A 26,399-nucleotide genomic window follows, 5' to 3' on the forward strand; every position below is an offset into this window, starting at 1 on the left:
GGAGTTTTTTTGTTTTAGGTTCTTCAGAAAAAAATCATTGTTAACAAGTTTTGTTATTAAATTGCAAAAAAGTGATATACTAATTTAATGAAAAGAATTGTTAATATTATTGGCGCGGGTTTAGCTGGATGTGAAGCTGCGTACCAGTTATCAAAAAAAGGTATTTTAGTGAATCTTTATGAGGTAAAAAGATTGAGGCGTAATTCAGTGCAGAATTTGGATTCATTTGCAGAATTGGTTTGTTCAAATTCATTGCGCAGTGATGATATAAAAAATGCTGTGGGAACTTTGAAGGAAGAAATGCGAAACTTAGACTCATTAATTATTAGAGCAGCAGAAGCCAACAAACTACCAGCGGGAGGTTCGTTAGCGGTTGATCGAGACAATTTTTCAAATTTTATCACCAAACAAATTGAAGAGGATCCAAATATCACAATCATTAATGAAGAAGTAACAAAAATTGATACAAGTCTGCCAACAATTATTGCTAGTGGACCATTGACGACTTCGAGCTTACAAGATGAAATTCAAAAAATTATTGGTAAGGATTATTTTTACTTTTATGATGCAGTTGCCCCGATTGTAAAAAAGGAATCGATTAATATGAAAATTGCTTTTAAAAAAAATCGCTATGAAAAGGGTGAAACCCAAGACTACATTAATTGTCCAATGAATGAAGAACAATACAATTTGTTTTATCAAGAATTAATTAACGCCCAAGTTGCAGAATCTCATCTAGAAAATGACAAGAAACTTAAATATTTCGAGGGCTGTATGCCAATTGAAGCAATGGCTAAAAGAGGATATAAAACCATGCTTTTTGGTCCGTTAAAACCAGCAGGACTAAGAAATTTTGATGGCACAAATAATTTCGGGGTGGTCCAACTGCGTCAAGATAATGCCAAAGATGATTTATATAACTTAGTTGGATTTCAAACTAATTTAAAGTGACCAGAACAAAAACGAGTTTTTCAATTAATACCAGGACTTGAGAAAGCGGAATTTGTCAGATACGGAGTTATGCATTTGAATAACTTTATCAATGCTCCCAAAATTATAAACCATCATTTGCAAATGAAAATTTGTGAAAACATTTTCTTTGCTGGTCAAATAACTGGAGTAGAAGGTTATGTAGAATCAGCTGCTACGGGAATTATTGCTGCCAGAAATATGACTAACTTTTTAACTGACAGACCAATGGTTAAAATGCCAAATACCACCGTCATTGGAGGTTTGATTAACTATATAATTACAACAAGCTCACAAAATTTCCAGCCAATGAAAGCAAATTGGAGTGTCGTAGCGAGTTTACCATTAAATTTAGCTAAATCTCGAAAAGAGGACAAAAAACAATCATATTCTCAAAGAGCAATTCAGGATATAAAAAAAATCCTCAATAATTTTTAGTAAAGCTGACAATATATTTAATAAATTTAAAGTAAAATTGAATAAATTTTACTTTTTTTAATATTGTTGATAAAAAATATGCTATTATTTATATGGAATTGCCCACGTAGCTCAGTAGGATAGAGCATGCGCCTTCTAAGCGTAGGGTCAGAAGTTCGAATCTTCTCGTGGGCGCCAATAAAAAAGCTAAGGACACATTGAATGATGTGTCTTTTTTTTATATAATTTAACCAGAAATGAGGTACATGATGAATAATGATTTTTACCCTCAAACCATCTTAGAAATTAAAGAGTTATTAGATGCTAAAAAATATCAAGAGGCTCAATCAATTATAGATCAAGAGTTAGGAATGCCTTATTTGCCAATCGAATTTGAAGAACAATTATTGCAACTACGCTTGGAACTTCTACGAAATGGTAGGGAGCAAAATCAGAAGTCTTGAAATCTTGATTCAATTAAAATAATGCTGGCCAGTGCTGATGCAAATATTCAATTAAACGCCATTGAAGCTCTTAAAGGTTTTAATGTAAGAAATTTACTTTTGGAGTTGAAAAATATGCTAAGTAGTGATATTGTTTGTGATGAGAATAAAGTTTGCATTTTATTTATACTAGCCGAACAACAAGTGGATGAAGATTTCAAGGTTTTCAAAAAAAACGGTTGACACAATTTTAATCCGACAAAAATGGACTTAAGAGAATATCTTAAAAAACTTGAAATAATTAAGCACAGATTAGAAGAACTCGTATATAATGATAATCCCAGTCTTTTTGGGGTTTGTGAATTTATTTTAAATAGTTACTTTTATGCGGCGTTCCCCAATTTTGATGAGCAAGATATTGATGTTATTGTCGGTGCAATTTGATATAAAGCTTCGGTGGCACAAGGGATGGAAATCGGGTATAATAATATTAAAGAAATTATGAAAATAGAGGAAAAAAAATTTATTAAAGCAGTTGACTTAATCAATTCTTACAATATAATTTAGAGGACGAAAATATGGAAAAACAATTTTTATCAAGTGATTTTAAAATCTTTGAAGACGCCAGAGATGTGATGAAGGAACTATTTAGTATTTCGTGTTCGCTTTGTGGAGATGATGATATTAAATATGTAGCTGTTAATGCTCCAGAAAGTATCGGAAATATTGCAAATCAAATATTAGAGGATAATCCCAAAATTTTAGATAAGCAATTAGATGAGTTGTTAGACGAACCCATTTCAATTTGACAGCAATTTGATGATGAAAATGCTGATAATCTAATACCAACTTTTGCTTGTGAAATTTGTTATGAACAATTATTAAACGGAGAAATTAAATTATAGAAGAAAGTAGGGTTTAAAATGAAATTTGTTGATGTAGCCCTTTTTGAAGTTAAAGCCGGAAAGGGTGGTGATGGAGCTGTTAGTTTTCGTCACGAACTCTTTGTAGCCAATGGAGGACCCAATGGTGGTGATGGCGGTGATGGTGGTGATGTTGTCTTCATCGGTGATGAAGGTAAGTCTTCACTTTTAGACTTAAAATTACAAAAAAACTATTTTGCCTTTGATGGTGAAAAAGGTGACATAAAAAATATGCACGGGAAAGATGGTAAAGATATAATTGTTAAAGTTCCTGTGGGAACAGTTTTAATTAATCAAGAAAACCAAGATATTCTAGCTGATTTTACCAAGGAAGGTCAGGTTGTGATTTTAGCCCAAGGTGGTAAAGGTGGAAAAGGAAATGCTAGATTTGCCAACTCTCGTAACAAAGCTCCAACAATTTTTGAAGCTGGAGAATTGGGAGAAAAATTTTCAATCCGTGCCGAATTAAAAGTTTTAGCTGATGTTGGTTTTGTGGGATTACCAAATGCAGGAAAATCCACTCTACTAAGAGCTATTTCAAATTCAAAAGCAGAAGTTGCGGATTACCCTTTTACAACGATTAATCCTCAGCTGGGAGTAAGTCGTGACAACAATGGTAGAACATTTACAGTAGCAGACTTACCAGGATTGATCGAAGGAGCTAGTCTAGGTAAAGGTTTAGGACATGAATTTTTACGTCATATTGAAAGATGTCGTATTATATGTCATGTAATTGATATGTCAGGAAATTACGGAACCGAAGATGTGATCAAAAATTATGAACTAATTCGTAACGAACTAGTCACTTACAATTTAAATCTAGATAAACGTCGAGAAATTATTGTGGCTAATAAAATGGATTTAGATGAAGCTCAAATAAACATAATCGATTTTAAAGAACACTTTAAAGATTATGAAATAATAGAGATTTCAGGAACTAAAAAAACTAATATTCCCACACTTTTAACAGCGATCGCAGATGCTTTAGAAAATACAAAAGATATTCCACTTTGAGAAATTAAGGGAAATGAAATTAAAGAAGGGGTTAAAGTTTATACTTTTGAATCACCAACCAAAGATATTCAAGTTCTTAATTTGGGTAACGGTCGTTGAGAAGTTAAGGGAGAATCGGTCTTTAAAGTTTATCAAAAAACCCCAATTGCCACTCATGATAATCTCTTGCTTTTTAATGAAAAAATGAGGAGATTAGGAATTTATGATACTCTTAGAGAAAAAGGCGCTGCCAAGGGTGATTTTGTTAAAATTTATGATATTGAATTAGAATGAATGGATTAGAGGTAAAAAATGGATTTAAAAAAATATAAAGACGAACTAGTTAATTTTATTAGAGAAGAAACCAAAAAAGCTAACGCCAAAGGAGTGATTGTTGGGGTTAGTGGAGGAATTGATTCTGCTGTTATGAGCCTTCTGGCCAAAGAAGCTTTTCCTGATGATTATCTTACAGTTTGAATGCCAATCCAATCATCTCAAGAAGATTTGGACTGTGTAAATGAATTAATCCAAAAACATCATTTGAATAATGTTAAAGTTGATTTGCTAAGTGTTTTTCAAAGTATTAAAACAGAATTGCAAAAAACTAATTTACCAGTTAGTGATTTGGCGTTGGCAAACACAAAAGCTCGATTACGAATGAGTAGTTTATATGGTTTAGGTCAATCTAAAAATTATTTGGTTCTGGGAACTGATAACGCTGTTGAATGACATATTGGATATTTCACTAAGTTTGGTGATGGGGGATGTGATTTACTACCCCTGGTTCATTTGCTAAAAGGAGAAGTTAGTGATTTGGGAAAAATTTTAGAAGTGCCAACTTCAATTATAAAACGCCCACCAACAGCTTCCCTTTGAGAGGGACAAACCGACGAAAAAGAGATTGGATTTTCATACAATGAAATTGATGATTATTTATGCGGAAAAAAATCAAACCCGGAATTAAAAAACCGAGTTGATAGTTTGCATAAAATTAGTGAACATAAAAGACGTGGGGCCAACCAACCAAAACCATTTAAGCGAGGCTAAAAGTGATTGAACAATCTAAAATCGCTCATCTAAGCGAGTTTTTAAATAACTTAGAAGACAGAGATATGGATTTTATTTTCGATGAAATAACTTCAGCTATTAATTTGATCTTGGCCTATGAATTTTTTATCGATAAAGCTTTGAAATTCTTACAAATCCATGATGATAAACCAGAAAAATTAACACTAGTAAAGGATGACCTATTAGGTCTTCCAATTACAGCCATGCAAATTTACAAATTTGTTTTCAATAATTTAGAGAAACCTACCAATGTCTTGGACTTTTCTAATAAAGCTATTAATTCATTATGATTTAATCCCAATTACCCCACCATCGTGATTGACTACTTGAACAAAAATCATATTTTAGAAGATGACTTGTCCCAATTACTAATTATTAGTCAAAAAGACGAATTTATTAGTTATTTTGTTAACAAGATAGATATAGATGGTTGAAAAAGGGAAATGATTGATATTGTCGTTGAAAACATAGATTAGCGACCTTTTTTGCTAAAAAAATGATATAATGAAATAAATTGAAGGTAGGGCTATCGGATATTTATCAAATTGGAGAAAAAAAGATGAAGATATGGACTTTTTATGCTAGTTTAGAAATTCTTGATTTTTCTGTTCCGGTTTGAGCAATTTTATTAATTTTCATAGTTTTTGCTGTGATTTTTTTATCTCTCTACGTTTCGATTTTTATCAAGTCAAGAAGTAAATATTTAAAAGATAAGAATCAGTCAGAAAAAATTAGTGAAAAAGATCTTTATAAATTTGAGGACTTGCAATTAGAATTTGAGAAGGAAATTTTGAAAATCAAAAAATTGGAAAAAACTAAGAACAAAAAATAATCAAATAGAATAGAAATGGGGCGGCATTATGGGATACAACAATGATTTTAAGAACAATGGTTATAATAATCAGAATAATAACTTTGACCCAAATTATGGGAATCAAAACCGCAATGTCATTCAACCCCGTCGATACGATCAAAGATCTGCAAATAGTTTTAACGACGATTTGCCATTTATTGACGACACCTCTGAATACCAAAAATCTGTTATTAAAAATAATCAGTCATCTGCGCAAATAGAATATCAAAAAAAATTACAAAGATATTCTCAATACCGCTTAGAGAACGAAAATAATTATCAAAATAATTGAAATCAAGGCAATTACAATTACCCACAAAATTATTATCAAGAAACAATGGACTTTGAAAAGCCAATAAGTTATGGAAACTATGACTTTAATCCGTATGAACCGATAAATAATAATTTAAATTACTATAATCAATCAGGTTATTATCAATCCCTAGCCCCAGTTCAAGTACCAAGACAAACAAATTATTCACAAGAAGCTTTAAACCATCAAAATAATGGTTCTTGTGATGTGCCTGGTTGTGAATTTAATCAAAGCGAATCTTTTAGTAAGCCTAATTCATCTCAACCAAATCCAGCTCCACTTGGAAACAATCAAAATTACAATCCAGGTGGGAATATGCCAAATTTTGCCCCTGATTATAGTTGAAATAATCAATTTGATAAAAAAGAGAAACTGGAATACTCAAAGCAGTACTCTAAATCTCAAATTATTCCCAAGCAAATTTTGAAAGAAATTTTCCTAGAGAAAACTCGCGTTGCCTTGCTAATTATTTTTGGATTAGTTGGTTTAATAACAACATCAATCTTTACTGCGGCTTATTTTGAAGCCAAAAGAATGGGCTTGAGTCTTTCAGATCCAAATCAAAAAATTTGAGGCATTCCAACGGTTAATATTCCTTATCCATTTTGAATGATAAGCATAATGATCATTTCTTTATCTTTATTTTTAATCGGACTTGCGGACTTATTATTTTTAAATGCAAACGTTAAAAAATATGAAAAAGATTTAAGATTGGGATATGAAAATGTACCTTATTTTATTACCAAAAATTATCGAGCAATTGTTGCTAGAGCGGTTTACTTAAACTGAATTGCTTTTACAAGTTATGTTTTAATGTCAATTGTTCTAGGAATACTTTATGGAATGCAGACAGCATTCGAATCGGGAAAAACTGATATTTACTTGTTTTTCTGAAAAGTGGGTAACTTTAAGAACTTTACTTCAGAAATCACTGTCACAATTACTTGCTTGCTGACAGTTCTAGGAATTCATATTGCAAATATTGTTTTCACAAAAATTAGAAAAAACAATTTAATTTCGTATTATGGTTATGAAATTTTACCCCCAGATGAAATAAGAGCTATTAAAAGAGGGGCAAATAAACGCTGCATGATTATATTTTTTGTTACATTATTTACTATTTTATTTGTTATTGTAATACCAATTATTATTATCAAAAAGAAAAAAGGGGTTCCATTCCGTTGACCATGACAAATGTTAAATTAGTTAAAACAGAAGTAAAAAGCTTATATGTTCACATTCCTTTTTGTGATAATATTTGCTTTTTTTGTGATTTTGTTAAGGTCAAAAAGACCTCAGATAGACAAGTAGAAAATTACTTGGACAAGTTAGAAATTGAAGTTAATAGTCAAAGTGATTATTTACAAAATTTAGAAACAATTTATATTGGCGGGGGAACGCCTAGTTGTTTAAATGAACTTTGTACTATAAAAATGCTAGAAATTCTTAAACCCTTTGTAAATAAAAATTTGGAATACACAATCGAAATCAACCCAGAAAAAGTGACTAAAGAAAAACTGCAAATTTATAAGGATTTTGGAATTAACAGATTGAGTATTGGGGTTCAAAGTTTTAGTAATTTGCTTTTGAAGAAAATTGGAAGAATTCATGATAATTTACAACCAATTAATGTAATAAAAATGGCTCGAGAAATTGGTTTTGATAATATTTCAATTGATTTGATTTACAATTTGTTTGATCAATCAAAAGAAGATATTTTAATTGATATTCAAAAAATCAGCGAAATTAAACCCGACCACATTTCTTGGTACTCATTAATTTTGAAAGAAAATTCGATTTGAGGAAAATTAAAGAAAAAAATTCCTGATAATGATGAATATTTTGACGAGATAATTAATAAGCAACTAGAAGTTTTGGGTTATAAAAGATATGAGGTTTCAAATTATTCCCTAAATGGCTTAGTTTCAAAGCACAATTTAGCTTATTGAGAAAATAAGCATTTTATTGGTGTTGGTTTAGGAGCAGCTGGTTTTATTGGTAAAGACGGTAAATTATTTTTAACTAAAAACGAAGGTAATGTAGAAAATTGAGAATGCGTTTTGCAAGAAATTTCGCAGAAAGAGTATTATTTTCAGATCATTATGATGGGACTGAGGTTAATTGATGGCATAGATTTTAATCAGGTAAAACACAGCAAAGAGGCCCTGAGTTATTTTCGAGAAGAACTTCAAATTCATTTTAATAATCAATTGTTAGAAGAGACTGAAACAGGCTTTAAATGCACCCCGAGGGGTTATGAGATTATGGATAACATCCTTCTAGACATTATTTAAAAAATAAAAAATTTGGCACTCTACTATTGACATTGCTAAATTTTTATTTTATTATCTCAATAGTTAACAAACCAAAGGCTATATTGCTAACTTTTAAGGAGGGATAATATGGAATTTAACCAAAAGATAGATCCTGCAAATGATCCAGATATTTTATCAAAATATACAAGGGATTTGACTCAAAACGCTAAGGATGGAAAAATTGATCCAATTATTGGTCGTGATGATGAAATAATGCGTGTGATTAGAATTCTTTCTCGAAAAACAAAGAATAATCCAGCTTTAATAGGGGAACCTGGAACGGGTAAAACTGCTGTTATCGAAGGTTTGGCTCAAAGAATTATTAAAAATGATGTGCCAGCAATTTTAAAAAATAAAAGGATTTTAGAATTGGACATGGGAAGCTTGATGGCCGGAGCTATGTATATGGGAGATTATGAGTCTAGAGTTAAAGGGATTATTAATGCTATTAAAAAATCTGAGGGTGAGATAATTCTTTTTATTGATGAAATGCATTTGATTGTAGGAGCGGGTAAAACTAGTCAATCTTCGGGTATGGACGTTTCCAATCTTTTAAAACCTTCACTTGCTCGTGGAGAATTAAAAGCAATTGGGGCTACCACTTTAAAAGAATATCGTGAGTATATTGAAAAAGATCCAGCTTTGGAAAGAAGATTTCAAACTGTTTTAGTTAGTGAACCAAGTGTGGATGAAACAATTTCTATTCTAAGAGGTTTAAAAGAACGCTTTGAAACATTTCATGGAGTAAGAATTCATGATAATGCACTTGTGGCTGCTGCTAATTTATCAACACGATATATTGCCGATAGATTTTTACCAGATAAAGCAATTGATTTAATTGATGAAGCCTGCGCAACTACAAAAACTGAATTAACTTCAGTTCCATCTGAATTAGATACAATAAACCGAAAAGTTATGCAACTAGAAATTGAGAGAGCTGCTCTTTCAAAGGAAACAGATGATAAGTCAAAAGAACGTCTAAAAGAGGCAGAAAAAGAATTACAAAAATTAAAAATTAATCAAGGTGAATTGAATAAGCGTTGAGAAAAAGAACGTAAGTCTATTGATCGAATTACAGAAATGAGATCAAAACTAGAACAACTAAAATCTGAACTGGAGTTGGTTCAGTCTCAAGGTAATTGAAACCGTGCTGGGGAAATTCAGTATTCTTTAATACCAACCCTAGAAAAAAAATTAGAAATAACTGATAGCGATATAAGCGAACATTTAATTAATGAGGATGTTACAGAAATCGAAGTAGCAGATATCGTAGCCCGTTGAACCGGAATTCCTGTTGAAAAATTGGTTGAAAATGAAAAATCAAAATTAATGAGTTTAGAAACCATGTTAAAACGTCGAGTTAAGGGACAAAACGAAGCCATTCAAAATGTTGCCGACGCAATCTTGAGAAGTCGTGCTGGTATAAAAGACCCGAACAGACCAATTGGTAGTTTCTTATTCTTAGGTCCCACAGGAGTTGGTAAAACCGAGGTAGCAAGAAGTTTGTCAGAAGTGCTTTTTAATTCAGATAAAAAAATGATAAGAATTGATATGTCAGAATTTATGGAGAAACAATCAGTTTCAAAACTAATTGGTGCTCCTCCAGGATATGTTGGCTATCAAGAAGGTGGAAAACTAACTGAATCGGTTCGTAGAAATCCTTATAGCATTGTTTTATTTGATGAAATTGAAAAAGCTCACCCCGATGTGTTAAACATTTTGCTTCAAATTTTGGATGATGGTCATTTAACTGATTCTTTAGGTAAATTTATCAACTTTAAGAACACAATTATCATCATGACTTCAAATATTGGTTCAGAAACTCTTTTAAATAGCGAATCAGAACTAATTGATCAAACAACTATAGAAAAAGAACTTGCCAATTACTTTAGACCAGAATTTTTAAATAGAATTGATAATATTGTCATCTTTAAACCTCTTTCAAAAATGGTTGTCTCAGAAATAATTGAAAATTTAATTGATGAATTAAAAGAACGATTATTGAATGAAAAAGAAATTTATATAAACTTTTCTGAGGCTTCAAAAAATAAAATATTAGAAGAGGGTTATGATAAGCAATATGGTGCTAGACCAATAAAAAGATACATAAGCAATAAAATTGAAACAATTCTTGCTAAGGCAATTGTGTCTGGTGATATTGAAGAGAAAAGAAATTATGTAATTGATGTGCAAAAAGGCGAATTTGTGATTGATTCTACAAAAAAACTAAATTAGCACTTGAAAAGTTAGAGTGCTATATATAAAATCATAAAGAGATTTTTAAGGAGTTGCCAAGATGCTGACGAAAAGACAAGAGAAGATTTTAAAAATAATAATTGAGGAATATATCCGTTCGGCTCAACCTGTTGGTTCTAAAAAAATTCATGATTTAATCGATATTGAAATATCTTCAGCCACAATCAGAAGTGAAGGTGTTGTACTAGAAGAAAAAGGTTTTTTGGAAAAAGAACATACATCTTCAGGAAGGATTCCCTCAACTACCGGATATCGATATTTTGTTGATAACTTGATGTCAAGAGAAAACGTCGATGATATTAAAGCAAGACTTAACAAAATTTTTGAAAAAAGAAATGCAAGCATTGCTGAAGTCTTAGATGAAAGTTCAAAGATACTAAGTGAAATGACAAGTCTGGCTACTGTCATAACTTCCACCCCAAATAATGGGGAGGCTGTATTAAGAAAGGCTGAGTTAATTCCAATTTCTCCAGATAGTGCGGTCGTTATATTCGCTCTTTCAAATGGGGTTGTGGAAAATAAAGTTTTTGACTTAAAGAATGTATCTTTAAGCGATCTACAAACTTCAATTAATCTATTCAACGATAGAATTTTGGAGACAAAAATAAAAGATCTTGATGTTAAAATTGAGGCGATTAAACCCATTTTACAGCAACAAGTAAAAAAATATGAATTTGTATTACAGACTTTTTTGAATGTGATTATTCATAACACAAATACAGTGACCAAAACACAAGGGGTTCAATATATGTTAGAAAATCCAGAATTTTCTGATCCAAATAAAATCAAGAGTGTTTTGAAATTGATTGAAAGCATTTCTCCCTTTGAATGATATAAAAGTCAATCATTAGATGAGGGAAGTGCTCAGGCCAAAATAGGTTTTGAAATTGGAAGTGATGCAAATGATTTGGCATTAATAGGTACAAATTTTGAAACTGGTGACGGTCAAACCAGTGCGATAACATTAGTTGGTCCCAAAAGAATTCAATATGATAAGGCTAAGGAATTATTAGATTGAATTGGGGTCAAAATAAAAGAACAATTTTTCAAAAATTAAAGGAGGAATATTTGTGCCAGAAACCAGTGTTAAAGATATTAAAAAATTAATTGAGGATTTAAAAAATAAATTTTCTGTTGATAATTCTAGCGAAACTATTGACGATAATTTAAGTAAAAAAGAATCCAAAAATATCAAAAAAAGTAAAGGTGAAATCCAAAAGGCAAACGATTCAATCGATCAACTAGAAAATTATTTAGAGGAATTGCTTTTTGAGAATAACCGACTAAAAGAGGAAAAGTTATTAGCAATTGCTGATAATCAAAATACTGTTAGAAGGTATCAACAAGAAACATTAAATGTTAAAAAATATGGGGGTCAGCGTTTAGCTGAAGAAATAATTCCCGCAATAGATTTGTTCAGAGGAGTTTTAAATCAACCAAACGAAAATCCAGAAGTGAAAAATTATTTGATTGGTTTTGAATTCATAATCAAACAAATTGATGAGGCCCTAGCAAATGCGGGTATCAAAATTATTGAAACAAAAGTTGGAGATAAATTTGATCATAACATCCACGAAGCAAATGAACAAGTCGAAACAGAAGCGGTTGCCAGTGGATTGATCGCGCAAGTTATTCAAAACGGATATAAATTACATGATCGTGTTATAAAATATGCGGTTGTTAAGGTAGCAAAATAGATTGTAGATTTAAGAGAGGAAAAAAATTATGTCAAAGGAAAAAATTATAGGAATTGATTTAGGTACAACAAACTCTGTTGTGGCGATCATGGATGGAGGACAACCAATGGTTCTTGAGAACCCTGAAGGTCAAAGAACAACTCCATCGGTTGTAGCTTTTAAAAATTCAGAAATTATTGTTGGGGGAGCTGCAAAAAGACAAGCGGTCACTAACCCGAATATTGCAATTTCAATTAAAAGACAAATTGGAACAAGTAATAAAGTAAATTTAGAAGGAAAAGATTATACTCCAGAACAAATTTCAGCAGAAATTTTAAGATATATGAAAAAATATGCAGAAGCAAAACTGGGACAAAAAATTACTAAAGCTGTTGTTACTGTACCAGCTTACTTCAACGATGCTCAAAGAAAGGCAACAAAAGATGCTGGTAAAATTGCTGGTTTAGAAGTTGAAAGAATTATAAACGAACCAACAGCAGCAGCGCTAGCTTATGGTCTTGACAAACAAGATAAAGAACAAAAAGTTCTTGTTTACGATTTAGGAGGAGGAACATTCGACGTTTCTATTCTTGAATTAGCTGATGGAACATATGAAGTTCTTTCAACAAGTGGGGATAACAAACTTGGAGGAGATGATTTTGATGAAAAAATCATGAACTGAATTGGTGACAAAATTAAAGCTGAACATAAAATAGATTTATCAAAAGATAAAATGGCTTTACAAAGATTTAAAGATGAAGCAGAAAAAGCTAAAATCAACTTATCAAGTCAATTAGAAGCTGATATTAATTTACCATTTATTGCTATGGATAGTTCAGGACCAGTTTCTTTCTCAGCAAAACTTTCAAGAGCTGAGTTTGAAAAAATGACAAAAGATTTAGTAGAGAGAACTCTTAAACCGGTTCGCGATGCTTTATCAGAAGCAAAATTAAAACCTTCAGAAATTGATCAAATTCTTCTGGTTGGTGGTTCAACTAGAATTCCGGCTGTTCAAGAATTAGTTAGAAAAGAATTAGGAAAAGATGTTAACAGAACAATTAACCCAGATGAAGTTGTTGCAATGGGAGCGGCTATCCAAGGGGGAGTATTGGCTGGTGATGTAACTGACGTTCTGCTATTGGATGTAACACCATTATCATTGGGAATTGAAACTATGGGAGGAGTATTTACTAAACTTATTGATAGAAATACAACAATTCCAACTGAGAAATCACAAGTTTTCTCAACAGCAGTTGATAATCAACCAGCAGTTGATATTCATGTTTTACAAGGTGAAAGACCAATGGCATCTGATAATAAAACATTAGGTCAATTCCAATTAACAGGTATCAAATCAGCGCCAAGAGGTGTGCCACAAATTGAAGTTACTTTCAAAATTGATGTTAACGGAATAGTATCTGTACATGCCAAAGACAAAGAAACAAACGAAGAAAAATCAATTACAATTTCAAATTCTGGAAGTTTAAGTGATGATGAAATTAAAAAAATGATTGAAGAAGCAGAAGCAAATGCTGAAAATGATGAAAAGAAACGCAAGTTTATTGAATTAAAAAATCAAGCAGAAGGTTACTTGAACATGATTGAACAAGCAAGCGCTGAAGCTGGAGATAAAGTTCCTGCGGAGCAAAAAGAATTGACAGAAAAATTGGCAAAAGAAATTCGCGAGTTAATTACAAAAGAAGATGTAGCTGGTTTGGAACAAAAAATGAGTGAACTAGAAATGGCGATGCAAGCAGCATCACAACAAATGCAACAACAAGCTGCAAATCAAGGTCAAGCTGAAGAAATTAAAGATGAAACCAAAGAAAAAGATGACAAGAAAGATGATAAAAAAGGTAAAAAATAATTGCCTTAATGTTACAACTAACTTTTGTTAGTTGTTTTGTGTTAGAAAGAGGAAGTTATGGCAAATAAGGATAAACGCGATTATTATGAGGTTCTTGGAGTTGGCAAAAACGCTGACGAGAAGGAAATTAAAACCGCATATCGCAAGTTAGCTAAGAAATACCATCCAGATGTTAATAAAGAACCTGATGCAGTTGAAAAATTTAAAGAGGCAACTGAAGCAGCTGAGATATTAATGGATCCAAACAAAAGATCTCGTTACGACCAATTTGGTCATGATGGTCTTGATGCAGCTTCTGGTTCTGGATTCTCCGGTTTTGGGGGATTTTCTGATTTCTTCTCCAACATGGGTTCTGGAGGTAATGGTGATTTCTTTGAAGATATTTTCTCTGGTTTCTTTGGAGGGGGTCGCAGCCGTTCAGGAGGATTTCAAAAAAGTGGTCCAGAAAGAGGTAAAGATTTAATTGCCGAAATACAATTAACATTTAAAGAACTTATTTTTGGGTCAACCAAAAATATTGAAGCTAATTTATTAACAAAATGTGATGAATGTGATGGCGTTGGAGCCAAAAATAAAGAAGACATTATAAAGTGTGAATTCTGTTCTGGGGCTGGATTTGTGAATGTAACCCAGGATTTAGGAATCGCCAAATTCCAGACTCAACAAACTTGTCCAAAGTGTGCTGGGACTGGTAAAACATTTAAAAATAAATGTAAAGTTTGTAAAGGTGAGGGTTGTTACCATAAGAAAACAACTATTGAGGTTACTATTCCTAAAGGAATTTTCCCAGGACAACAACTGGTGATGAGAAACGTTGGAAACTATTCAAAATCAGGAGGGGAAAAAGGACATTTATATATAAATGTTCACCTAATAAGATCGAAAATATTTGAATTAACTGAAGAGGGCAACATTAAAATGAACTTGAACGTTAGTTATTTAGATGTTATTTTACAAAATAAAATTCAAGTTGAAACTTTTGATGGTCCCGTGCAGATTAAAATTCCTGTCAAAGCCCAAAATGGAACAACTATTATTATTGAAAATAAGGGACTTTATCGTTCTCAGAATTCTTCACATCGTGGAAAACTAATTTGTGTTCTAAATATAGTTCTACCCGATAAAATAAGTGATAGTGAAAGAAAATTATTTGATCAATTATATGATAAAACCGACTTTAAAGTCGAAAATGATATAAACGATTAAACAAAATCCTGATTTAATTTAATCAGGATTTTGTTTTTTTTGGAATAAAAAATATTTTATCACTACCCATTCTTATTACAAAAAAGCTTGAAAATATTGTATAATTAAATATAAAGTAGGTGTTTTATGAAAAAAGATGTTAAAGTTTTAAAAATCAATCGTCCAAGCGATGGTGATTCTTTCAATAAAAAATATTTTAATCCACTCGAATCAGTTTGATACGAGGATGAATTTACAGAAGAATTTAATGAGGGGATAGCTGACTTAGATCAGACTATCGCCAATATCAGTTTAAATAAAACTTTCAAAAAGCCTCAAAACGCAAATGCTCATTTTTTTAATAATAACATTACAAAAATCAACGAAAACATTTTTACCAAAGATGATACAATAAAAGACCCCGAAGCTATCAAACATCAAAATAATAATTCTTTGGAATCTGATAAATATTTTGATCATGTTCACAATACTAGTTTGAATGTTTTAGGACCCGATGATGTTTTAAACGCTAAAACTGATTTACCCAAATCAATAATTGAACTTCGCGAGAAGGCTTTTTTAAATGAAATGAGACAAAAACGCAATCAACAAAATTTGACTCAAGAAAATATAAATCAATTTAGCAAAATAAGTAGTATTCAAGAAGTCGAATTTAAGAAACCCTTCACAAATGTGATAGAAGAATTTGAAGTTGAACAAAAACCTCTAGGCCGCGATGAATTTGCTACTAATTTTAATGGACCAGAATTTAATGCTGCCCAAAATCAGGCGACAAAAAGTGAGCAACTAGTTGAAAAAACAATTTTAGATAGTTCAAGCTTTCAAAATCCTTCAAATCTCAAGGACAACCAAAACTTAATTAATCAGCAAAGTATAGTTTTAAATAATAATCCAAGCTCTGACTCAGTTATTAAGAAATCGGTAGTGGAAGAAACTGTAATTCACCAACAAGATAACTCAAACATCGTTTCAAGAGAAGTTTTAGCTGACAAACATACTGATGTTTCTCATTCTGTTAAAGAAAAAATTAAAATTCAAAAACAACCATTAAGAAATCAAGAACAGGAATTTTACCCTAATATCTTTGTGGATAATTCAAAAACCCAAAAGAGCGTAAACAAGCACTTTAAAGAAGAAATTATTGAACCGATTTTCCATGATTTTGAAAGAGTTGATAAAGAACATAGAGTTGTTTTCAAAAACGATGCTGAGACTTTATTCAATAATAAAGAAATTGATAGCATTTTCGAGCAAAGCGGTAGAGCTAATAAAGTAGTTAACAATAATTTTTTTAACGGAGATTTAACACAAAACCAGGAAGGTGAATACAATCCTTATGTTTTACCAAGGACAATTGCTAGAAAAAATTATGACATTGAACTTGATGGTATTTTTGTAAAACCTCAAAAAAAAGTTGTTAAAATTGAATCAAGTAATCAAGTTATAATTCCAACTCGAAAAAACATTCAATCTGAAGAGTACCAAAAGATGCAAATCCGTTACAATGCTCACAATTCTGATAGAGAACCAGCTAAAAAAATTTTAAATAATATTTTAATTAATAAAATAACAAATAATGAAAAAACTCAGCAATTAAAAATAAAGCAACCCATTATTAATAACTTTGAGCAAACAGCATTATTTCAAAATGATGATTTTAATAGCGCTGTAATTTCAAGAAAAGGTTTGCCAACTGACGAGTTAAATTTTATTAATCCAGAGTCAAATTCAACTACTGAAATTTTGAAATCATTGGGAACTGGAATACAAAAAAATATCTTAATCAACGATGAATATACCTCAGATGATTTTGATGATTTTGAAAACTGATTTGGCAAAACTAGAAGTGCTAAAAAAATTAAGAAAATAGCTCAAAAAGAACATAAATTATTACAAAAATTTAAAAAATAAAATTTAGAAAGAAGAGTTTCAAATGAAAGAAAAAACCAAAGTCATTTTGGGATTATCAGGGGGTGTTGACTCCTCAGTAGCAGCCATAATTTTAAAAAAACAGGGCTACGATGTTGAAGCTCTTTTTATGCGAAATTGAGATTCCGAACTTAATAATGATTTTTTAGGTAATAACAACATTGGTGATGTTTGCGAACAGGAGAAGGATTATTTAGATGCCAAATCTGTTGCTGATAAAATTGGAATTAAATTGCATCGCGTTGATTTTGTAAAGGAATATTGAGATCATGTTTTTCAATATTTTTTAACCGAGTATGAAAAAGGGAGGACCCCAAACCCAGACATTCTATGCAACAAATATATAAAATTTGACAAGTTCTTAAATTACGCAATTGATAACCTGAAAGCGGATTTTATTTCGATGGGGCATTATGCAGGAGTTGAATTTAATGAAACGACAAAGCAATTTAATTTAGTAACTTCAAAGGATGAAGATAAGGATCAAACTTATTTTTTAAGCCAACTTAACCAATATCAAATTTCAAAATGCTTATTTCCGTTGCAAAATTATACCAAAGCAGAAATTAGACAGATTGCTTTAGAAAATAATTTAATTACGGCCACAAAAAAAGACTCTACTGGGATTTGTTTTATTGGAGAAAGAAATTTTACCCAATTTTTACAAAATTATATTCCAAACCAACCAGGAAAAATTGTAGACATCAACAGCAATGAAGTTCTAGGAGATCATATTGGGGCGATGTATTACACAATTGGACAAAGAAAAGGTTTAAATTTGGGTGGTTTTGAAGAACCATATTATGTAGCTAAGAAAGATATTGAAAATAAGATAATATATGTGGCAAAGTCAAGTGATGAATCATACTTAAATTCAACATCTTGTATTGTTAATGACTTGAATTGGAACTGCGATCTTAAAAAGATTTTTAGTAATTCTGATTCTTTTGAGTGTGAAGCTAAGTTTAGATATCGTCAAAAAAGCATTCCTGTAATTGTTAATAAAGTAGGTGATTCTACTGTAGAAGTTAAATTTTTAAAAGTTGTTAAAGCAGTGACTGAGGGACAGCAAGCTGTTTTTTACAAGAACAATATTTGTCTTGGTGGGGGAACTGTCGATAAAGTTTTATTTAAAGAGGGTTTACTTTTAGACAAAAAATAGTTTATTATATTAGAGAGTAGAAAAGGATTTGAAAATATGTTTGGAATAATAGTGATTATCCTTTTAGTAGTAGTAATAATATTTTTAATTGTTACGTCAATAACTGGAAAGAAAGCTAAAAAAAATGAAATTAAGCAAAGAAAAAAGGTAGTTAGAGATGAAATCAAAAACTACATTTTTCAAGAGGAAAAACGTAAAAATATTCGAATCAACTTTGAGCAAGTTTTTGCTCGTAAAGGTCCAGAATACAAATATCGCGATGTTTTTGATGTTATTGTTGATATTGTGGAGCCTAAAACTAATCAAGTTACAGAGGTGAAAGCCTACGAAATTGAAGGATTTCCAGTTAGAATTGACAAAAAAAATACCAGAATTGAATGAACGGTTAATCGTGAAATCGACATTGAAGAAACACGTCGTAGAATTGCTATTGCTGAAAAACAAATAAAATTATCAAAAGAAGAGAAAAAGGCTTTAAAAGTTGAGGAAGCCTCAGTTCTAAAGGAAAGACGTGAACAAGAGCGTTTGCAATATAAAGAAATTAAGCAGAAGCAAAAAGAAGAGAAAAAAACCGCAGCACCAATTGCTGATGAAAATATAAAAAAAACTACTGTAAAATTTGTACCAAAAAGAAGCAAGTAAAACTATTCATTTGTCTTTAGATAAATGAATTTTTGTTTTAAAAGGAGGTTTACTATTGAAAAATATATATAATTCAAAACTAAGCAAAGAAGATTTCAAAAGAGGTTTAACCACTTGTTATAAGGAAATGTGAGTCATGCATTCACAAGAAAACTTTAGTCAAGCTATTGAATGAATAAATGCAAAAAAAGTCCAGTTCAATTTGAAGGCAGAAGTTTCCAACGATAGTGATTTTGATTCAACTGGATCTTCAATTGACTTATTTGAAACCTACTTTAAAATATTTGAGAGTGAAATTGATAAAAATAAATCAGATGACGAGGATTTAAAGAATTTGTGAAAAAAACAGTGGCTTGATTTGAATGATGATAACACTCTTCAAGTTGATGGTTTTGATTTGACCAAATTTGAAGGAGAATCAATTATTGATGGAAATTTAGTTGGTGAGGCTGCAAAACAATATTTTGAATCATTAAATATATCGAATAACTTAAATAGAAAAATTAAGTTGAGAACATTTGACCTAAGCGGACTACCATTTATAAATGCCGTCCAGAAAACTAAGGAGTTAATTGATTCCGGGGAATATGAATTTTTATTTGAACCTGCATTTCAATATGATAATTTTAATTTGAGAACCCGATGTGACGTTTTAAAAATTGACAACGATAAAAACTGGTTTGAAATTATTGAAGTGAAAGCTACAAGTAAAGTCAAAGAGGAACATTTTTATGACTTACTTTACCAATATCATATTTTGCAAAAAAATGGTTATCAAGTAATTGATGTTGCGATTGGACATATTAGAGGGAATTATATTAGAGGTTTAGAATTTAATGAAATTGATTTCACTTTAAGTGAAAAATGCGATAATCTTTTACAAGAAACACCTTTAATAAGTTTTGAAGAATGCATCACAGAGTTAGAAGCAGAAATTAAACCAGAAGATTACGGAGAGCCTGTTGATTTAGATTATAACGGTTTTTTTATCATTGATAAATTGAGTTATGGTGTTGCTAAAAAAAGACCAACCTTAATTGAATTAATCAGAACATTTGAATCAAAGTTTGATACAGGAGCGATAATAAAGGATTTAACAAAACTATTAGTATTTGATAATCCAAAAACTCTAGAACTATTACTTTCCAATAATTGTATTTCAGTGATTAAGAAAAATGCATCAAAAAATGAGTTTTTTAAACTGAGTGAAAATGAGGAAGGTAAAGATAAAATTTACTGTCATCATGTTATGAATTATTTTGATAAAGATAAGGAAAATATTTTTAACTTTACCAATTTGAAAAAGGTCGCCAAAGCTAAAATTTATTATGAAAGTCAAAAAATTTATTTAACTGATTTTGAAAGTTTAAATGATCCAAGCATTCCGGTAAAATCCAAAGATGATTCAACTTTTTTTAGAGAAGAAAATTTTCGTCACTTTGAAGTTTATAAAAAGTTTATAGCTAATCCGGCAGCATTTGAGGAAAAGGATATAATATTTTTAGATAAAATAGAAGAGCTAAAAAATATTTTATGCAAATATGAGCAGTTTCCGATTTATATGTATGATTTTGAAACAGTAAAATGGGCTATTCCGAAATACAATCAATCAAAATCTTACCAACAGATTCCATTTCAATACTCAATAGATGTTTTAAAAGACAATAAGTATAACTATGATGAACCAGAAACAATGGTGCATTATGATTTCTTGGCTAATAGTTCTAATGACCCAAGAACAGATTTTATTGCTAATTTTTTAAAGGATATATTTAGTCAGGGTAAAGGAATTTATGTTGCCTATAATGATTCTTTTGAAAAAATGGTGCTTAAACAATTAGCACTCTTATTCCCTAAGTATAGAAAATCACTTTTGTATATTTTGCAAAATACAATTGATTTGATGGACTTTTTCAAAGGGAATTCTAAGAAAAATATACCTTGGTTTTTAATTTATCACCCTTCATTTCACGGAAGCTTTTCTATTAAGAAAACCCAACCCGCATTAGATAATAATTTTAACTACAATGATTTGTCTATTAATAAAGGTGATAAAGCCAGTCAAACTTTTAGAGAATTTAGCGATGGAAACATTAGTAAGAAAATATGAGAAACCCGAATCAGACCAGATATGATAAAATATTGTAATCGCGATACCTTGGCGATGGTCGTTGTTCTTCAAAGAATTAAAGAAATTGTGGAAAAAATAAAGGAGCAAAGTTAAATGAAAAAAAAGTTAATATTTTTTGGAACCCCAGAAATCGCTGTTGAAATAATTAAAGGTATTAATAAACATGAATTTGAATTATTGGCAGTTGTTACCCAAACTGATAAAAAAGTTGGAAGAAAGCAAGTTTTAACTTTTTCTGCAGTTAAAAATTATGCAATAGAAAATGAGATAAAGATTTTTCAGCCAAACAAGGTTAAAGATATTTTAGAAGGTTTGAAACAATTAAATCCTGATTTAATTTTGACCTGTGCTTATGGAAAATTGTTGCCTCAATCAGTAATTGATTTGGTAAATGGAAAAGCTATTAATGTTCATGCGAGCTTATTACCCAAATATCGCGGTAGTGCTCCAATTCAGTTTTCATTAATTAATGGAGACGAATTTACAGGTATTAGTTTAATGCAAATGGTTCAGGAGATGGATGCAGGAGATTTTTATGTTCAAGATAAAATACAAATAACAAACAATGATGACTTTGGATCTCTATATCGAAAACTTGCTAAATTGGGAAGGGACATGATTTTTAAATATTTAAATGATATTTACCTAGATAAAATTAAACCAATAAAACAAGAACCCAATTTTGTAAGTTTTGCACCAAAGATTTTAAGTTCTATGGAAAAGATTAATTTTAATGAATCGAATATAAAAATAGTAAATTTAATAAGAGCGCTAAGTCCGTTTCCAGGAGCCTATGCCATAATAAATGGAAGTAGATATAAGATTTTTAAAGCAAGAAAACTAAGAGAAGATGAGTTTTTCCCAATGACACTAAATTTTAAAAGAACCGGAGAAATAATTTTTATGGACAAAGAAGGATTTGTTGTTTATTCATGAAGATCAATGTTTAAAGTTTTAGAAATTCAAAAAGAAGGAAAAAATAAAGTAAGTGCGGGAAGTTATTTCAATAATAGTAATGCAGATATTAAAATAGGAGCAATATTCAACGAAGATGAAACAAAATTTGATTATTAAGATTTCTGTCTCTGCTTTAATTTCGGCGCTGCTAATCTGTGTTTCTATGGTAACGAGCTTAATTAAAATTGGCGATTCAATTGTGATTCAATTCAGTGATGGGATATTTATGAGCCTTGTTGCTATTATTCCAGGGACATTGATGATTATGCCAGCTTTAGTCTATCCGCTTTTTGTCGATCTTTTTTCTGGATTGCTAATTTTCATTCCAATATCAATTGTAATTAGATTGTTAATGTTTTTAATAATAAAAACATCTCGTAAAATCTTCTCATGTTATTTAGGATTTTTTCTAGCAAGTATAGCAACTTTAATTTATGTGCCATTTAATTTATTATTGTTTCATTCAAAACCCTTAGCTTTAACTGAGTTAGTAGTGGACTCTATTCAAATTTTGGCCTCAATAACAATTGCAAGTATTCTTTATTATTCATTAGGTAAATCTAGTAAATTTATGGAAATTCTTTCATTTGAGAAATATAAATTTCAAAATAGTAGGTGATTATTTTCTGATTTTGATGGAACGATTTCTTTCAATGAAAACTCGAAGTTTGACAAAAAAAGTATTGAGTTCATAAACGAAATTATGGATAACCATACCAATAATTTCGTAATTACAACGGGGAGATTGTATGAGTTTATTTCCCAAAAAAATAGTGAGTTAAATGTTCCACCAAAATATACAATTTGTGGTAATGGTTCATTAGTATATTCTCAAAAAGGAGAAATAATTTATTTTAAAGAGATTATTAAATCAGATCGCAAAAAGTTGGTAGAATTTTTAAAAAGATATCAAAATCTTCCAATTGATGTGGCAATAAATGGTTTTAAGACAGCCTTCCACCATGCTTACAATCCTAATTTGGACAATAAAAGAACTCAAAATAAAATTGAGTTTGAAGATTACTATGAAATGGTTGAACCAAAAATATATAAACAAAAAAATGTCACAGTATTTTACCTTTATACTGAAAAAGACCACCAGAAGTATATTGAAGAAATAAACCAAAATTTTGCTAACCTAAGAGCCTTTCAAACCAGTCCCTATATTGTAGAAATAGTTAACAAGGATGTTTCAAAATGAAGTGCAATTCAATATTTGGTCAAAAAAAGTCACTTAAACCCCAACCTAATTTTCGCTTGCGGGGATGGGGCAAACGATAAAGAAATGCTTGAGAATTGTCTTAATTCCGCTAAAATGCTAAAAAGTTCCCCAACATTAGCAGCAATTGATATCCCAGTAATAAATAACATTTCAGAAATTATGGATTTAACATCAATTTTTGATAAAAATTAGATATAATAATAAAAATAGTATTAAAGGAGAATAAAATGCAAGTAAATGATTTAAGACCAGGAACAACTTTTGCATATGAGGGAAATATCTTCATCGTAATTGAACAAGCTTTCACTAAAACAGGAAGAGCACAAGGTCACGTTAAAGTAAAAGTTAAAAACCTTAGAACTGGAGCTCGCACCGAATTAACTTTCACGGGTGGAGATAAAGTCGAAAAAGCGATGATTGAAAAAAAAGATATGCAATTTCTTTACAATGATGGAACCAATTGCGTCTTTATGAATACTGAAACATATGATCAAGTTGAGATTGATTCAAAAAAATTGGAATGGGAACTTAAGTTCTTAACTGATGGAAGTATGATTAAATTGACTGAATATGATGGAGAGGTTTTGGGAGTGTCTTTAGAGGATAAAGTTGAATTAGAAATAACTCAAGCAGAACCAGCTGTAAAAGGAGATACTTCTTCGGGAGCTCAAAAAAAAGCAGTTGTTTCAACTGGACACGAAATTCTTGTGCCACTTTTCATCAAAGAAGGTGAAAAAGTCTTAGTAAATACTAATGACGGTAAATATGCAGGTCGTTCAAATTAAGTATTAATTTTAAATAAAGGGGGGTTCTTTTGTGTATATTCCAATTGAGAGAAATAATCGAGGCATTTTAATGATCGATAAGGAAGTAATTAATAATCTGATATTGTTTGGTATCGTCACTCAAATAGATAAAGATATTACTTGCAAAGTTAAAACTTGAATTCATCAGGAAAACGGTTTTTTTGCTTTAATTGAATTTTATATTGATAGTAGTAAAGAATTTGAAATAAGTGAAAGAGAATTATCGATTACTATTAATGAGGCTATCGAACAAACTCTTAATACTAAACCAAAAAACATCTCTTTCGCTTATATTCATAAGTAGAATATTTAAAAAAAATAAAAAGTAAATTATTGCTTTTTATTTTTTTATGTAGTATCATATATTGCCTACCATTTGGGTATCAAATAGTGTATAATAATTAAGACTTGAATAAAAAAATATGGAGGTAAAATCATGCCAAAAGGACAAAAAGTGGAAAGAGAACTTCAAAATATTGAAGAGAAAAAAAAGTTTAGTCAAGAATCCCTTAATTGAATATATGAGGAAAATTTAGAGAATGATGCTAATTTTCAAAAGTTAATAAAACTTTATGAAAGGATAATTCTTTTAGAAGAAAGCGATCCTAGAAAAAATAATTTAATTGAAATGTGAGAATCTGAGATTAATAAGTTATATAAAAAGGAAATATCTAATAAAGAGGCTATAAAAAATACTAAAAAAGATGACAATTCTAAGCAAAATAAAAGTAACATTGATGGGTGAAAAGACCGTTTAAATATACAAACAAGATCTAGTTCTCCAGATAGCTTACGAGAACAATTGATGAAGAAGCTTAATTCAAGTGAGTTGTTAGCTGGTAGAGATACAAGAGAAGATATTCTAATAAGAGCAGGATTACCTGATAATCGCAAAGAACTTCGTATGGATTATGTAGCTAAAGGTAAAAATTCAATTGAAACCGGAATTAGTGAAATTGATAACATTTTAGATGATATAGATCAAACAAACGAAGTAAAAGTGCCAGATAGTATTTTAAAAAATGACATCATTGAAACAAGGGATTATTCTTCGGCTGTAGGATTTACATTTGATATGGATGAAAATAGCGCTAACCCTAATAGTTCTTTCAATTTTGATGGAGAATCAAATAATTATGAAGACTTAGAGATTAGACAAAAAACTATGGAGATGAACAAAGACATAACTTTGGAAAATGATTATGATGTATCAAAAACTTTAACCAATGAATTGGACTTATCAAATGCCATTGATATTAACTATGAGACAATCGAATTAAAAGAGGATAAAGTTTCAATTTTTGATAAAATTTCAGATCCTAAGCTAAAAGAAATCCAAGAGAAACAAAAAGAAATTGATATGGAGAGAAGAGAAGAAGAGTACTCAAAAATTAATTTAGATAAAAGAAATATTATTGATAAAAAAGACTTTACATTTTTTGATAAAAATGAGGTTTTGGACCGCTATGAATTGGGTAACAATTCTAAAAACGCAGAAATGGCTAAACCGTTTCACGAAATTCGTCCCGTGGGAAATTACGGAATCATATATGATGTCTCTAAACAACCTTCAATGCAAAATTTAATTAATGAATACAAAAAAGATAATGAAATTGTTGATGAGATGAATGATAAAATCGAGTTCCTGAGAGATTTACAAAACGAAAGAAAACATCGTGTCAACTTAATGCATGTTGAAAGAAATAACAGTTTTATAGTTGCGCGATCAAATCGCTTGAGAGAAAAACGCGAAGCTAGACGATTAAAAGAACAAGAAGTGATCAATCTAAAAGCTTTAGAACGTCAAGAAAGACTTCGAAGACTTCAAGAGCGTCAAAAACTTATTCAATTAATGAAGGAACGTCAAATGAAACGTTCAGAAGAGAAGAGAGTTTCATCTATATTACAAATGGAACGCGAACGTCGACTTGTTAAAAACAATAAGTATCGTGAAGAAATTGCTGCAATTGATGCTCAAATTAGATTTGAACAAGAATCAATAAAAAATGCAGAGTTGAAATTGAAAACTTATTTCACTAAAAACTCTGATGCTAAACTATTTGACGACTCAATGAAAATTGCGCGTGAATTCTCAAAATATTCTGTCAATGAAGAAAAAATTGCAGCACTACAAAAATTTGAGGATGAAAAACGTCAAAAGAGAATTGAGAGATTAAGCAAAAAATTTGTTAAAAATAAAAAATAAATAAGAGCAAATTTAAACTTGATAAAAATAAATTTATTTTTAGTC

Annotated in this window: 23 protein-coding genes and 1 tRNA gene; all 24 read left to right on the plus strand. The window is 30.5% G+C overall.

The window, feature by feature from the left end; all coding sequences use genetic code 4:
- Positions 1–87 precede the first annotated feature (87 nt).
- Positions 88–1,407, plus strand: coding sequence for a methylenetetrahydrofolate--tRNA-(uracil(54)-C(5))-methyltransferase (FADH(2)-oxidizing) TrmFO (trmFO, locus tag AACK87_RS01770; RefSeq protein WP_338972880.1), 1,320 nt, complete (start codon positions 88–90; stop codon positions 1,405–1,407).
- A gap of 100 nt (positions 1,408–1,507) precedes the next feature.
- A tRNA-Arg gene (locus AACK87_RS01775) sits at positions 1,508–1,584 on the plus strand.
- Positions 1,585–1,655: 71 nt separating this feature from the next.
- Positions 1,656–2,396 carry a DUF3196 family protein gene (locus tag AACK87_RS01780; protein ID WP_338972882.1) on the plus strand — a complete coding sequence of 247 codons (741 nt, stop codon included), beginning with the start codon at positions 1,656–1,658 and terminating at the stop codon, positions 2,394–2,396.
- 11 nt (positions 2,397–2,407) lie between these two features.
- Positions 2,408–2,734 carry a hypothetical protein gene (locus AACK87_RS01785; RefSeq protein WP_338972884.1) on the plus strand — a complete coding sequence of 109 codons (327 nt, stop codon included), beginning with the start codon at positions 2,408–2,410 and terminating at the stop codon, positions 2,732–2,734.
- Positions 2,735–2,752: 18 nt separating this feature from the next.
- Entirely contained in the window at positions 2,753–4,048 is a 1,296-nt protein-coding gene (obgE, locus tag AACK87_RS01790) for a GTPase ObgE (RefSeq protein ID WP_338972886.1), read from the plus strand.
- Between the two features lie 9 nt (positions 4,049–4,057).
- Positions 4,058–4,792: an NAD(+) synthase gene (gene nadE / locus AACK87_RS01795; RefSeq protein ID WP_338972887.1), complete on the plus strand. Its 735-nt coding sequence runs from the start codon at positions 4,058–4,060 to the stop codon at positions 4,790–4,792.
- 2 nt (positions 4,793–4,794) lie between these two features.
- On the plus strand, positions 4,795–5,289 hold the full coding sequence (locus tag AACK87_RS01800; protein WP_338972889.1) for a hypothetical protein: 495 nt from the start codon (positions 4,795–4,797) through the stop codon (positions 5,287–5,289).
- A gap of 83 nt (positions 5,290–5,372) precedes the next feature.
- Positions 5,373–5,645, plus strand: coding sequence for a TIGR04561 family membrane protein (locus tag AACK87_RS01805; RefSeq protein WP_338972891.1), 273 nt, complete (start codon positions 5,373–5,375; stop codon positions 5,643–5,645).
- A 28-nt stretch (positions 5,646–5,673) separates the two neighbouring features.
- Complete coding sequence (locus AACK87_RS01810; protein ID WP_338972893.1) at positions 5,674–7,185, plus strand: MSC_0882 family membrane protein; 1,512 nt, start codon at positions 5,674–5,676, stop codon at positions 7,183–7,185.
- On the plus strand, positions 7,167–8,273 hold the full coding sequence (gene hemW, locus AACK87_RS01815; RefSeq protein ID WP_338972895.1) for a radical SAM family heme chaperone HemW: 1,107 nt from the start codon (positions 7,167–7,169) through the stop codon (positions 8,271–8,273). Before AACK87_RS01810 ends, hemW begins: the two co-directional genes overlap by 19 nt.
- 108 nt (positions 8,274–8,381) lie before the next feature.
- The gene (locus tag AACK87_RS01820; RefSeq protein ID WP_338972897.1) at positions 8,382–10,529 is read left to right on the plus strand and encodes an ATP-dependent Clp protease ATP-binding subunit; all 2,148 of its coding nucleotides are present in this window, start codon (positions 8,382–8,384) and stop codon (positions 10,527–10,529) included.
- Positions 10,530–10,590: 61 nt separating this feature from the next.
- Positions 10,591–11,607: a heat-inducible transcriptional repressor HrcA gene (hrcA, locus tag AACK87_RS01825; RefSeq protein ID WP_338972899.1), complete on the plus strand. Its 1,017-nt coding sequence runs from the start codon at positions 10,591–10,593 to the stop codon at positions 11,605–11,607.
- Between the two features lie 13 nt (positions 11,608–11,620).
- The gene (locus AACK87_RS01830) at positions 11,621–12,247 is read left to right on the plus strand and encodes a nucleotide exchange factor GrpE (RefSeq protein ID WP_338972901.1); all 627 of its coding nucleotides are present in this window, start codon (positions 11,621–11,623) and stop codon (positions 12,245–12,247) included.
- A gap of 28 nt (positions 12,248–12,275) precedes the next feature.
- Positions 12,276–14,093, plus strand: a complete 1,818-nt coding sequence (gene dnaK, locus AACK87_RS01835) for a molecular chaperone DnaK (protein ID WP_338972903.1) — start codon at positions 12,276–12,278, stop codon at positions 14,091–14,093.
- 57 nt (positions 14,094–14,150) lie between these two features.
- Positions 14,151–15,299, plus strand: coding sequence for a molecular chaperone DnaJ (gene dnaJ / locus AACK87_RS01840; RefSeq protein WP_338972905.1), 1,149 nt, complete (start codon positions 14,151–14,153; stop codon positions 15,297–15,299).
- Positions 15,300–15,425: 126 nt separating this feature from the next.
- Positions 15,426–17,210, plus strand: a complete 1,785-nt coding sequence (locus AACK87_RS01845) for a hypothetical protein (protein WP_338972907.1) — start codon at positions 15,426–15,428, stop codon at positions 17,208–17,210.
- A 22-nt stretch (positions 17,211–17,232) separates the two neighbouring features.
- Entirely contained in the window at positions 17,233–18,390 is a 1,158-nt protein-coding gene (mnmA, locus tag AACK87_RS01850; protein WP_338972909.1) for a tRNA 2-thiouridine(34) synthase MnmA, read from the plus strand.
- A gap of 36 nt (positions 18,391–18,426) precedes the next feature.
- On the plus strand, positions 18,427–19,032 hold the full coding sequence (locus AACK87_RS01855; RefSeq protein WP_338972911.1) for a hypothetical protein: 606 nt from the start codon (positions 18,427–18,429) through the stop codon (positions 19,030–19,032).
- Positions 19,033–19,087: 55 nt separating this feature from the next.
- On the plus strand, positions 19,088–21,256 hold the full coding sequence (locus AACK87_RS01860; RefSeq protein WP_338972912.1) for a DUF2779 domain-containing protein: 2,169 nt from the start codon (positions 19,088–19,090) through the stop codon (positions 21,254–21,256).
- Entirely contained in the window at positions 21,257–22,237 is a 981-nt protein-coding gene (gene fmt, locus AACK87_RS01865; protein ID WP_338972913.1) for a methionyl-tRNA formyltransferase, read from the plus strand.
- Positions 22,215–23,534 carry an HAD-IIB family hydrolase gene (locus AACK87_RS01870; protein WP_338972915.1) on the plus strand — a complete coding sequence of 440 codons (1,320 nt, stop codon included), beginning with the start codon at positions 22,215–22,217 and terminating at the stop codon, positions 23,532–23,534. The genes fmt and AACK87_RS01870 overlap by 23 nt, the downstream gene beginning before the upstream one ends.
- A gap of 35 nt (positions 23,535–23,569) precedes the next feature.
- Positions 23,570–24,127: an elongation factor P gene (efp, locus tag AACK87_RS01875; protein ID WP_338972917.1), complete on the plus strand. Its 558-nt coding sequence runs from the start codon at positions 23,570–23,572 to the stop codon at positions 24,125–24,127.
- A 31-nt stretch (positions 24,128–24,158) separates the two neighbouring features.
- A complete protein-coding gene (locus AACK87_RS01880; RefSeq protein WP_338972919.1) occupies positions 24,159–24,452 on the plus strand; it encodes a hypothetical protein in 294 nt (97 codons plus the stop codon).
- Positions 24,453–24,584: 132 nt separating this feature from the next.
- Positions 24,585–26,354 (plus strand): hypothetical protein, encoded by a 1,770-nt coding sequence (locus AACK87_RS01885; RefSeq protein ID WP_338972921.1) that lies wholly within the window; start codon positions 24,585–24,587, stop codon positions 26,352–26,354.
- Positions 26,355–26,399: the final 45 nt, after the last annotated feature.

Origin of the sequence: Spiroplasma endosymbiont of Panorpa germanica (assembly GCF_964019765.1) — a bacterium.
GTDB lineage: Bacteria > Bacillota_I > Bacilli_A > Mycoplasmatales > Mycoplasmataceae > Spiroplasma_B.